Genomic DNA, 11,078 nt, shown 5'->3' with positions numbered 1-11,078 from the left:
CCGAACCCCGATCCTCGCGCCGGAGAGGGCACCCGTATGGAACTGCCGCGCATCGTCAGCGTCGACGACCACGTGATCGAGCCCGCGCACCTCTTCGAGACCTGGCTGCCCGCGAAGTACCGCGACCGCGGCCCGCGTCCGCACACGGAGGGCATCGGGGGCCTGGAGTACATCGGCGGGAAGTACCGCTTCACCATGGACCCCTCCGGTCCGGTCACCGACTGGTGGATCTACGAGGACCTGCACTTCCCGTACAAGCGCAACATCGCCGCCGTCGGCTTCGAGCGCGACGAGATGACGCTGGAGGGGATCACCCGCGCGGAGATGCGGCCGGGCTGCTGGGATCCGGCCGAGCGGCTGAAGGACATGGACCTCAACCACGTCGAGGCGTCGCTGTGCTTCCCCACCTTCCCCCGGTTCTGTGGACAGACCTTCGCGGAGGCGAGGGACAAGGAGGTCGCGCTGGCATGCGTGCGCGCCTACAACGACTGGATGGTCGAGGAGTGGTGCGGCGACAGCGGCGGCCGGCTGATCCCGCTGTGCCTGATCCCCCTGTGGGACGTCGACCTGGCCGTCGCCGAGATCCGGCGCAACGCCGCCCGCGGCGTACGGGCCGTGACCTTCAGCGAACTCCCCACCCACCTGGGTCTGCCCTCGATCCACTCCGGCTACTGGGACCCCTTCTTCGCCGCCTGCCAGGACACCGGCACCGTCCTCAACCTGCACATCGGTTCGTCCTCGCAGATGCCCGCCGCGTCCCCGGACGCCCCGCCCGCCGTGCAGGCCACCCTGTCGTTCAACAACGCCATGGCGTCCATGAGCGACTTCCTCTTCAGCGGCGTCCTCGTCCGCTTCCCCCGCCTCACCCTCGCCTACAGCGAGGGCCAGATGGGCTGGATCCCCTACGCCCTGGAACGCGCCGACGACGTGTGGCGCGAACACCGCGCCTGGGGCGGCGTGCGCGACCTGATCCCCGACCCGCCCTCCACCTACTTCCGCCGGCAGATCTACTGCTGCTTCTTCCGCGACCACCACGGCATCGCCTCGCTCGACGCCATCGGCGTCGACAACATCACCTTCGAGACCGACTACCCCCACGTCGACTCCACCTTCCCGCACACCAGGGAGGTCGCCCTGGAGCATGTGCGCGGTCTGGACGGGGAGACCGTCCACAAGCTCATGCGCGGCAATGCCATCCGCATGCTCGGCCTCGATCACCTCGACACGGCCCGGGGCGCGTGAACACCGGTGGATCTCACTCCCACGCCGGACGAGGAACGGTTCCGGCAGCGGCTGCGCCGCTGGCTCAGCGAGGTGCTGCCGACGCTGCCCGCCGAGCCCGCGCCCACGGACTGGCCGGGTCGCCGCGCCTACGACTGCGCCTGGCAGCGAGCCCTCTACGACGCCGGCTACGCCGGGCTGCACTGGCCGGCCGACGCCGGCGGTCAGGGAGCGGGCCCCGTCCGGCACCTGGCCTTCCTGGAGGAGACCGAACTCGCCGGAGCACCCTACGTGGGCGCCAACTTCGTCGGCCTGCTGCACGCGGGCCCCACCATCGCCGCCGAGGGGACCCCCGCCCAGCGCGCCCGCTGGCTGCCGCCGATCCTGCGCGGCGAGGAGGTGTGGTGCCAGGGCTTCTCGGAGCCCGGGGCCGGCTCGGACCTGGCGGCTCTGCGCACCCGGGCGGTCCGGGACGGCGACTCCTACGTCGTCACCGGCCACAAGATCTGGACCTCGCACGCCGAGGTCGCCGACTGGTGCGAACTGCTCGTCCGCACCGACCCCTCCGTGCCCGCCCACCGCGGGCTGACCTGGCTGGCCATGCCCATGCGCGCGCCCGGGGTCACGGTCCGGCCCCTTCGTACGCTCGCCGGCTCGACGGAATTCGCCGAGCTCCACCTCGACGAGGTGCGGATCCCCGTGGACCACCGGGTCGGCGCCGAGAACGACGGCTGGCGCGTCACCATGGTCACTCTCTCCCACGAGCGGGGCACCGCCTTCGCCGGCGAGGTCGTCGCCTGCCGCCGCACCCTGGCCCGCCTCGCCCGGACCGCGAGGGAGAACGGCCGATGGGAGGACGCCGTCCTGCGCCGCCGGCTCGGCCGGCTCAACGCCGAATTCCTCGGACTGTGGCGGATGCTGCAATCCCGGGCCAGCGAGGCGGAGTACGGCTTGCGCACCGGCCGGCCCGGCACTCCGGACGCCATGGGATCGGTCTTCAAGCTGCGCTATTCCCACAGCCGCCAGGACCTCTACGACGTGGCGGCGGAAATTCTCGGCCCCGGCTGTCTGGACGCCGAACACCCATGGACCCGTGAGCGTCTTTCTTCACTCTCCTACACCATCGCCGCGGGCACCTCACAGGTTCAGCAGAACATCATTGCCCAGCGCATCCTCGGCCTCCCCAAAGGGCGGTAGGAACGACCATGGAATTCCGCCTCGATGCCGATCAACGCGCCGTGCAGAAGGGCGCCCGCGAACTGCTGGCGTCTCTCTTCCCGCGCGAACGGTTGCGTGCCGTGGTGGACGGGGACCGAGTCGCGGGCGGTACGGCAGACGAGAAGCAGGGCGCAAGTGACGCCGGCGTTCGGAGTGGTGAACCGTCACCGCGCTTTCTCGCCACACTCTGGAGAGAGTTGGGTGCGGCCGGATTCTTCTCCTTGCGCCTGCCGGAGAAGGTGGGCGGTGCCGGTCTGGGACTCCTGGAAGTGGTCCTCGTCCTTGAAGAGGCGGGCCGGGTGTTGCTTCCGGGGCCGCTGGTGGCGAGCCAGCTCGCCGCCGGACATGTGGCCGGTGCGGGGGAGGGCGCCACCGTGGTGACGGCCGTGGAACGGCACGGGACGATCGAATATCTCGGGGAGGCGCAGGCGGTTCTGTTCATCGACGATCCCGCACCCCATGTACTGGCATTGCCCAGGGGCGAGGGCCCGCACCTGCTCGGAGCCCGGCCCGTGCGATCCGTGGATCCGACAACTCCCCTGCACACCCTGGCGGATGCCAGGGGTAGCCAAGCTGCCGGCTTGCCGCCGGGAGTCGGCACAGCATCGGGCCGCGCCCCGGTCACCGACCGGACCCGGACCCGGACCCGGACCCCGGCCCGGACCCGCACCGCGATCGCACCGGGTGACGCCGGCCGCCTGTACCGCGAAGCCGCCCTTCTCACCGCCGCCCAGCAGCTGGGCAGTTCCCTCCGCACCATGGAAATGACCATTGCCCATGTCCGGGTCCGCGAACAGTTCGGCCGCCCGATCGGCGCCTTCCAGGCCGTCCAGCATCTCTGCGCGCAGATGCTCGTCCGTACGGAAATCGTACGCAGTGCCGTATATGCAGCGGCCCTGACGATTACCGCATGTGATATCGCGGCGGCGAAAGTGCTCGCGAATGAGGCTGCTGTCCGTAATGCCCGTGACGCTGTGCAGTTGCACGGGGGCTTGGGTTTCACCTGGGACGCGGACGTTCATCTGCACCTCAAGCGCGCCTGGCTCAGGGCCGAACAGTGGGGGCGGACGGCGCAGGCGGAGGAAGAGCTCGCCGCGGAGCTCCCCTGCGATTCGCAAGGTTGTGTGTAATCGGTGTGGGTGAAATGCCTGCCTTGTCGAGCAGGGTGATCACGCTGCGTCGATATCGAGTTGTGTTCTTCGCGTAACTCGTCACTGTGCGGAGTTGTGTCCCGACTCGGGTACTCTCCCAGGGGTGCGAGTGGTTGAGATGCGCAATAAAGCCGGTGTTGCCGAAGTGGTGGCGCCGGGTGCGGAAATGTCCGTCACTCGCGTGGAGCGGAGGGGCAGGAAGCTCCGATGTTCGACTCCCCGCAGCGCGCGTCGCACAGTATGCAGCACGCATACTCCTTTGCGCCGGAATATGCCCGAAGCGCTTGTTGGGGTAACTGTACGTCAACCATGCTGTCTCGACCGGGCGTCACGTTCCGTGATGCCCGCGAGACGCGAGGCGTTGTGTCCGCCGGTTCGGATGGTGTGAGCGGTGCAGGTGCTTCAAATGCAGATGGAGGTCCGGGCCGATCCCGCGGAGGTGGGGCGGGCCCGTAGGTGGGCGCGGTCGCGCCTGGCCGGGTCGGGGATAGGGGTGGACGAGCCCCTGGCCGAGACGCTCATCCTGCTGATCTCGGAACTGGTCACCAACGCCGTGGTGCACACGGGGTGCCCGGCGGTGCTGCGGATGCTCTTCCCCGGCGCCGGCTCCGGAGCGGTGACCGGCGGCCCCGCGGGGACCGTGCGGGTCGAGGTGGCCGACATCAGCGCCCGTCCGCCGCGGCAGCGGCACGCCCGGGGCGACGAGACCGGCGGACGCGGTCTGGAGCTCGTGGACGGCCTGGCCGACCGCTGGGGTTGGCAGCCGGAGGGCGCGGGCAAGCGCATCTGGTGCGAGGTCGACCGGGGTGGTCCGGTCTGGACTGGTGCTTTTGAGCCACAACACGCCGCGACAAATAGGGCGTAGTCGACAAAGTCCAGACCAGGTGTTGACGTGAAGTGTTCACGTGATCACCCTTGGATGCAGCGATTCGTAGCGAGGGGACGTCGAGAGGCCCGCCGCAGTCGGGCTGCCTTGGCGAGTGCGGGTCGCGGTCCGGCGCGTCACCAGGGCTCAGGCGCCGGAGCTGGGCGGCGGCGTACGGTGCCGTGCTCGGGGTGCGCATCTGTGCGCTGCCGTCCCGCCCGTCTCCTCGGGTCCCCTTCCCGCATGCGGTCGCTCAGAGGACGGCCACCGGTGCGACCGGCGCGCCCACCCCGCCGACGAACGGCTCCGGCGGGGCGGCCAGCAGGAACGCGTAGCGCCGCTCTTCCGCGCACGCTTGCGACAGTTCCTCCAGGTTCCAGTTCTGCCCCTGCGGCATTCCCATCTCCACCAGATGGAGCGCGTGCACCGGCAGCCACAGATTCTCGATCTCCGGTGGGAAGACCTCGAAGGTCAGGGTGTCGTTGGCGACGGCGGCGACGTCGTGCGCGTGGAACCACTCCGGGGTACGGATCGAAAGCCCGGGCGAGGGATAGGCGTACGCCTCCTTGTCGCCCGTCAGGTATCGCTGGACCTGGCCGGTCCGGACAAGCACGATGTCACCGGCCCGGACCCTGACTCCGGCCAACTCCTCGGCCGCGTCGAGATCCTGCGGCGTGACGGCCTGGCCGGCGTCGAGCCGGTCCACCCCCCTGGCGCGGGCGACGTCGAGCAGTACGCCGCGCGAGAGGACGGGCCCGGCCTTCTCGACGCCGTGGAATACGGCACGGTCGTGTGCCGTGACCGAGGACGCCGGGCGCCCGTTGTAGAGCCGGCCGCCGTATGACACGTGTGCGAGCCCGTCCCAGTGAGTGGCGGCCTGAAGCCCCATGGTCACCGCGTCGTCGCTGGTGGCCACTGTGCCGGGGCCGAACAGTTCCGCGTTGACCGCCACCATGGTGTGCAGCGGATTGACCCTGCCGGGAATGAGGCCCGTCTGGACACCGTCCTGTCGCAGGGGCAGCGCCAGGGGCAGGCGTCGGCCGCTCGTCACGGTCCGCGCCGCCTCGCGCACGACCTCCTCGGTGATGAGGTTGAGGGTCCCGATCTCGTCCGCCTCGCCCCAGCGCCCCCAGTTGTTGACCCGCTTGGCGATGTCGTGGAACTCGGTCGGCAGCGTCATGGGCCCCTCCCCGGTCTTGTCTTCGGACCCGCCCTCCCCAAAAATCTAACGAACCGTCAGAAGATGCGGGAAGGGGTTCGCCGTGGGGAACTTCCTGGCAGGCAAGGTGGTGGCCGTCACCGGTGCCGGCCGAGGCATCGGCAGGGCGGTGGCCCTGGCCTGCGCCGCCGAGGGCGCCCAGGTCGTCGTCAACGACTACGGCGTCTCCGTCGCGGGCGACGAACCCACGAGCGAGGTCGCCGCCTCCGTGGTCAAGGAGATCGAGGCGGCGGGCGGCCAGGCCGTCGCCGTCGCGGACGACGTGTCGACGATGGCCGGCGGCCGGCGCGTCGTCGACACGGCCCTGGCCCGGTACGGACGTCTCGACGGCGCCGTGTGCGTCGCGGGCATCCTGCGGGCCCGCATGCTCTTCAACATGTCCGAGGAGGAATGGGACCCCGTCGTCGCCACCCATCTGAAGGGCACGTTCACCGTCTTCCGCGCCGCCTCGGCCGTGATGCGCCGACAGCGCTCCGGCGCGCTCATCGGCTTCACCAGCGGCAACCACCAGGGCAGCGTCTCCCAGGCCAACTACGCGGCCGCCAAGGGCGGCGTCATCTCCCTCGTCCGCAGCGCCGCCCTCGGCCTGCACAAATACGGGGTCACCGCCAACTGTGTCGCCCCCGTGGCCCGCACCCGCATGTCCGCCGATGTCCCCATGGAACTCACCGAGATCGGCGAACCCCAGGACGTCGCGCCCATGGTCGTGTACCTCCTGAGCGACCGGGCGCGCGAGGCGGACATCACCGGTCAGGTCTACACCGTGGCCGGCCCCAAGATCGCGGTCTGGGCACAGCCGCGCGAACTCCGCGCCGCCTACGCGGAAGAGGCCTGGACCCCCGGGCGCATCGCCGCGTTCCTTCCCGGGACGGTCGGCACCGACCCCATGCCGCTGCTGGAACGGCTGACCGACATGGCCCGGGCTGCCGCCACCGGCGCCCGGCCCAACGCCTAGGAGCGGGAGCAGGCCATGGACTTCGCCTTCGCCCCCCGCGACGAGGCGCTCCGGGAGGAGGCGCGCGCCTGGCTGGCCGCGCACCTCCCCGCCACCGGGGACAACGCCCCCGACCGGGACGTGGCCCGGGACCGGGAGCGTGCCTGGGAGCGGGAGCTCGGCAGTGGCGGCTGGATCGGCCTCGGCTGGACCCCTGCCCGGGGCACCTACGGCAACCGCACCGCCACCCCGGCCGGGCAGGTCGTCTGGGCCGAGGAGTACGCCCGCGCCCAGGCGCCGGCCCGGCTCGGCCACATGGGAGAAAACCTCCTCGCGCCCACCCTCCTCGCCCACGGCACCGATGCCCAGTGCGCCCGCTTCCTCCCCGGCATCGCCCGCGGCGAGGAGCTCTGGTGCCAGGGCTACAGCGAACCCGGCGCGGGCTCGGACCTCGCCGCCCTGCGCACCACCGCCGTGCGTGCCGACGGCGGCCGCACCTACCGGATCACCGGCCAGAAGACCTGGACCTCGCTCGCCCACCAGGCGGACTGGTGCTTCCTCCTCGCCCGCACCGCCGAGGGATCGCACCGCCACCACGGGCTGTCCCTCCTCCTCGTCCCCCTGGACCAGCCCGGCCGCGTCGAGGTCCGGCCGATCCGCCAGATGACCGGGGCCGCCGACTTCAACGAGGTGTTCTTCGACGGGGCCCGGGCCGACGCCGAGCACCTCGTCGGCGCCGAGGGCGACGGCTGGCGGGTCGCCATGGGCCTCCTGGCCCGCGAGCGCGGGGTGGCCACGCTTGTCCAGCAGATCGGCTTCGCCGCCGAACTGGGCGAGGTCCTCCGGCAGGCGATCAGGACCGGCGCCGCAGAGGAGCCGGTGGTGCGCGACCGGCTCGTACGGCAGTGGGCCCAGCTGCAGACCATGCGCTGGAACGCGCTGCGCACCCTGGGGGCGGCGGACGACCCGGGCGCGCCCAGCGTCGCCAAGCTGCTGTGGGGCGGCTGGCACCAGCGGCTCGGCGACCTGGCGATGCGGGTACGGGGCGCGGCGGCCGCCCTCGGGCCGGTCGACTGGCATGCCGACAAGCCCTACGAACTCGACGCCCAGCAGCGCCGGTTCCTCTTCTCCCGCGCCGACACCATCTACGGCGGGTCGGACGAGATCCAGCGCACGATCATCGCCGAGCGCGTCCTCGGCCTGCCGAAGGAGCCTCGGCCATGACGGCGTACGGGCACTGGATCGACGGCGCCTGGCGGGCGCCGCAACAAGGGCACTATCCAGTTGTCAATCCGGCGACCGAGGAGGTCGTCGGGGAGGCACCGGAGGCGACTCCCGCCGAAGTCGCCGCCGCGGTGACCGCCGCGCGGGCCGCACGTGACGGCTGGTCCCGTACCGATCCGCGCACGCGCGCGGCCGTCCTGGACCGGATGGCGGATCTGATCGTCGAACACTCGGAGGAGCTCCTGCCCCTCCTCCAGGCCGAGACCGGCGCGACGACACGCGTCACCTCGACCGTGCAACTGCCCGTCGCCGTGGAACGGTTCCGGCGCTACGCGCGGGGCGCGCTCGAGCCGGACGTCGTCCCGCTCGCACCGAAGCCCGTGCCGACCGGTCCGCTGGCCCCCGGGGGCCTGATCGGCGCGGTCGCGCTCCGGCGCCCCGTGGGCGTCGTCGCCTGCATCACCTCCTACAACTTCCCGGTCGTCAATCTCGCGGGCAAGGTCGCCCCGGCCCTGGCCATGGGCAATACGGTCGTCGCCAAGCCCGCCCCGCAGGACCCGCTGAGCTGCCTCGAACTCGGCCCGGTCTTCCGGGAGGCCGGCCTCCCGGACGGGGTGTTCAACGTCGTCACCGGATCGGGCCCCGGCGCCGGCGAGGCGCTCGTGTCCCACCCCGGCGTCGACATGGTCAGCTTCACCGGCTCCACCGCCGTGGGGAAGAAGATCGCCGAGTCCGCTGGGAGGTCGATGCGGCGCGTCCTCATGGAGCTCGGTGGCAAAGGCGCGGCCATCGTCCTGGGGGATGCCGACGAAAAGACGCTCGCGTCGGCGATCGGGGCGGTCGGTTCGGTCTGGTCCTTCCACAGCGGGCAGGTCTGCACGGCACCGACCCGCGTACTCGTCCAACGCTCGTTGTACGAACGGGTCGTCACCGGTCTCCAACGTTACGCTGAGTCACTGACAATCGGAAGCCCTGTGGATAACTCCACGGTCGTCGGCCCCCTGATCTCCGCCGCACAACGCGACCGGGTCGAGGCCTACGTCGCCGGGGCCCGCGATCAAGGTGCCCGCATCGTCACCGGCGGCACCCGCCCCGGCCTGCGCCCCGGCTTCTACGCCGCGCCCACCCTCATCGCCGACGCCACCCCCGCCATGGCCGTCGCCCGCGAGGAGATCTTCGGTCCCGTCGTCGTCGCCCTCCCCTTCGACTCGGAGGACGAGGCGGTCCGCATCGCCAACGACACCCCGTACGGGCTCTACGACTACGTCTTCAGCGCCGACACCGCCCGCGCCTGGACCGTCGCCGCCCGGCTGCACAGCGGCAACATCGGCATCAACACCGTTCAACGGCACCCCGACACGCCCTTCGGCGGCTTCAAGGAGAGCGGTGTCGGCCGCGACGGCGGCTCCTTCGCCCTGCACGCGTACAGCGAACTCCAGTCGGTCGTCTGGCCGTCCTGAACCCACCCCGGGAGCGCGCCACGCTCCATCGATCGGGTCCCCGGACCCACCGAGAGGACGGTCGGCCATGCGAGGCGTCATCTTCGACGGCGAACGGTCGGTGGTCGTCGACGACCTGGGGGTCCGCGCACCCGGACCGGGGGAGGTCCTGGTCGCGGTGGCCGCCGCCGGCCTCTGCCACAGCGACCTCTCCGTCATCGACGGCACCATCCCGCACCCCGTTCCCGTCGTGCTCGGCCACGAGGGAGCGGGCGTCGTCGAAGCGGTCGGGCCCGGCGTCACCCATGTCACGCCCGGTGATCACGTCGCCCTGTCCACCCTCGCCGGCTGCGGCACCTGTACCGACTGCGACCGCGGCCGGCCGACCATGTGCCGCGCCGCCATCGGCCGCCCGGCACGCCCCTTCTCGCGGGACGGTCGCCCGCTGTACCACTTCGCCTCCTGCTCGGCCTTCGCCGAGCGCACGGTCGTCCAGGCCGTCCAGGCCGTCCGGATACCCGAGGACATTCCGCTCACCTCCGCCGCGCTCCTCGGCTGCGGCGTCGTCACCGGCGTCGGCGCCGTGCTGAACCGGGCGGATGTCCGCCCGGGCGAATCCGTCCTCGTCCTCGGAGCGGGCGGCATCGGGCTCAACGTCCTGCAGGGCGCCCGCCTCGCCGGCGCCGGCGTGATCGTCGCCGTCGACGCCAACCCGGCGAAGGAGCGATTGGCCCGGCAGTTCGGTGCGACGCACTTCGTCGACGCCTCGGCGACACCCGACACCTCCGCCGCCGTGCGCGCGATCCTGCCCGACGGCGCCGACCACGCCTTCGAGTGTGTGGGCGACGTCCGTCTCGTCCGGCAGGCGATCGACCTGCTCGGCCGGCACGGCCAGGCGGTCCTGCTCGGCGTGCCGCCCGCCGACGCCGAGGCGTCGTTCCGCGTCGCCTCCCTCTACCTCGACAAGTCGATCCTGGGCTGCCGCTACGGCTCCGCACGGCCGCAGCACGACATCGCGCTCTACGCCCGGCTCTACCGCGACGGACGGCTGCTGCTCGACGAACTGGTCACCGACGTCTATCCGGCCGAGCAGTTCGCGCGGGCAGTGGACGACATGCGGCACGCGCGCGTGGCGCGGGCCGTACTCACCTTTCCCAAATGATCAATCCGGCCCGCCGCCTCTCCGGCCGGTACCCCATGGAGCGAGTGCGATCCCCGCGCGGTCTCGCCCCGCCAGCAAAGCAACCTCCCGGCCTCCGGGGGAATCTTTCTGGGAGATAGGGGGCTGATATGACACAGCAGGCTGAGCCACACGCGATAGCCAACGACGCGGCGACGGGCGCCGCGTCCGGGGCGACTCCCGAGGAGACGAAGCGGACGGCGCATGCGGACGGTTTCGGTGCCGCGTTCTGCGCGTCAATGGCCGCGCTGTGTGCGGAGATCGTCATCGCGGGAACGGCCGGCGTGCTCGTACTGCTGTCCCGTGAGCACGACGGGCTGCCGAGGAACCCGGTCCTGATCGCCGTCGTGGCGCTCGGCGCCCTGCTCCTCACCATGCTGCTCAGCGGCTTCGTCACCGCCCTCACGGTGATGCCCGCCCTGCGCCTCGCCGGGCGGGCCGCCCGGTGGCGCGACCGGGACGAGGGCCCGCTCTGGACGCTCGCCGCCGTGCCGGCCGTGGCCGCCGCCGCCGTGCTGGTCTTCGGTGCCGTCGCCGCACTCGGCAGTCTGGCCTTCGCACCGCCTCTCACGTACGCCGTCTGGTGGGCGGCCCTGTCGGTCGTTCTGCTGCCGGCCGGGCTGATCG

The 11,078-nt window shown here is 71.6% G+C and carries 10 protein-coding genes; 9 read left to right on the top strand and 1 reads right to left on the bottom strand.

Features of this window, described 5'->3' with window-relative positions:
- The first annotated feature begins 36 nt into the window (after window positions 1-36).
- The 4 genes from AB0K09_RS22560 (at window position 37) to AB0K09_RS22545 (ending at window position 4,455) form a co-directional block, all read left to right on the top strand.
- Complete coding sequence (locus tag AB0K09_RS22560) at window positions 37-1,242, top strand: amidohydrolase family protein (protein ID WP_366067173.1); 1,206 nt, start codon at window positions 37-39, stop codon at window positions 1,240-1,242.
- 6 nt (window positions 1,243-1,248) lie between these two features.
- A complete protein-coding gene (locus tag AB0K09_RS22555; RefSeq protein ID WP_366067172.1) occupies window positions 1,249-2,418 on the top strand; it encodes an acyl-CoA dehydrogenase family protein in 1,170 nt (389 codons plus the stop codon).
- Between the two features lie 8 nt (window positions 2,419-2,426).
- Window positions 2,427-3,569 (top strand): acyl-CoA dehydrogenase family protein, encoded by a 1,143-nt coding sequence (locus AB0K09_RS22550; RefSeq protein ID WP_366067171.1) that lies wholly within the window; start codon window positions 2,427-2,429, stop codon window positions 3,567-3,569.
- Window positions 3,570-3,981: 412 nt separating this feature from the next.
- Window positions 3,982-4,455, top strand: coding sequence for an ATP-binding protein (locus AB0K09_RS22545; protein WP_366067170.1), 474 nt, complete (start codon window positions 3,982-3,984; stop codon window positions 4,453-4,455).
- A gap of 253 nt (window positions 4,456-4,708) precedes the next feature.
- Here the strand turns inward: AB0K09_RS22545 and AB0K09_RS22540 are convergent, their stop codons facing one another.
- Entirely contained in the window at window positions 4,709-5,635 is a 927-nt protein-coding gene (locus AB0K09_RS22540) for a cyclase family protein (protein ID WP_366067169.1), read from the bottom strand.
- Window positions 5,636-5,717: 82 nt separating this feature from the next.
- Between AB0K09_RS22540 and AB0K09_RS22535 the strand changes: the two genes are divergently transcribed.
- From AB0K09_RS22535 to AB0K09_RS22515, 5 genes are all read left to right on the top strand, one after another.
- Window positions 5,718-6,629, top strand: coding sequence for an SDR family NAD(P)-dependent oxidoreductase (locus AB0K09_RS22535; protein WP_366067168.1), 912 nt, complete (start codon window positions 5,718-5,720; stop codon window positions 6,627-6,629).
- Between the two features lie 15 nt (window positions 6,630-6,644).
- Complete coding sequence (locus AB0K09_RS22530) at window positions 6,645-7,832, top strand: acyl-CoA dehydrogenase family protein (protein WP_366067167.1); 1,188 nt, start codon at window positions 6,645-6,647, stop codon at window positions 7,830-7,832.
- Window positions 7,829-9,292, top strand: a complete 1,464-nt coding sequence (locus AB0K09_RS22525; RefSeq protein ID WP_366067166.1) for an aldehyde dehydrogenase family protein — start codon at window positions 7,829-7,831, stop codon at window positions 9,290-9,292. Before AB0K09_RS22530 ends, AB0K09_RS22525 begins: the two co-directional genes overlap by 4 nt.
- Window positions 9,293-9,359: 67 nt before the next feature.
- Entirely contained in the window at window positions 9,360-10,433 is a 1,074-nt protein-coding gene (locus AB0K09_RS22520; protein WP_366067165.1) for a Zn-dependent alcohol dehydrogenase, read from the top strand.
- 128 nt (window positions 10,434-10,561) lie between these two features.
- The coding region (locus AB0K09_RS22515) for a hypothetical protein (protein ID WP_366067164.1) at window positions 10,562-11,078 on the top strand (517 nt) is incomplete at its 3' end.

The sequence above is a fragment of the Streptomyces sp. NPDC049577 genome, assembly GCF_040675635.1.
Taxonomy (GTDB): domain Bacteria; phylum Actinomycetota; class Actinomycetes; order Streptomycetales; family Streptomycetaceae; genus Streptomyces.
This window is presented reverse-complemented; position numbering and strand designations above follow the sequence as displayed.

What these genes read in the sequence shown, in the direction of transcription:
- AB0K09_RS22540 (WP_366067169.1), bottom strand. Translation starts at nt 5,635, where the DNA reads ATGACGCTGCCGACCGAGTTCCACGACATCGCCAAGCGGGTCAACAAC.
- AB0K09_RS22520 (WP_366067165.1), top strand. Translation starts at nt 9,360, where the DNA reads ATGCGAGGCGTCATCTTCGACGGCGAACGGTCGGTGGTCGTCGACGAC.
- AB0K09_RS22525 (WP_366067166.1), top strand. Translation starts at nt 7,829, where the DNA reads ATGACGGCGTACGGGCACTGGATCGACGGCGCCTGGCGGGCGCCGCAA.
- AB0K09_RS22550 (WP_366067171.1), top strand. Translation starts at nt 2,427, where the DNA reads ATGGAATTCCGCCTCGATGCCGATCAACGCGCCGTGCAGAAGGGCGCC.
- AB0K09_RS22530 (WP_366067167.1), top strand. Translation starts at nt 6,645, where the DNA reads ATGGACTTCGCCTTCGCCCCCCGCGACGAGGCGCTCCGGGAGGAGGCG.
- AB0K09_RS22560 (WP_366067173.1), top strand. Translation starts at nt 37, where the DNA reads ATGGAACTGCCGCGCATCGTCAGCGTCGACGACCACGTGATCGAGCCC.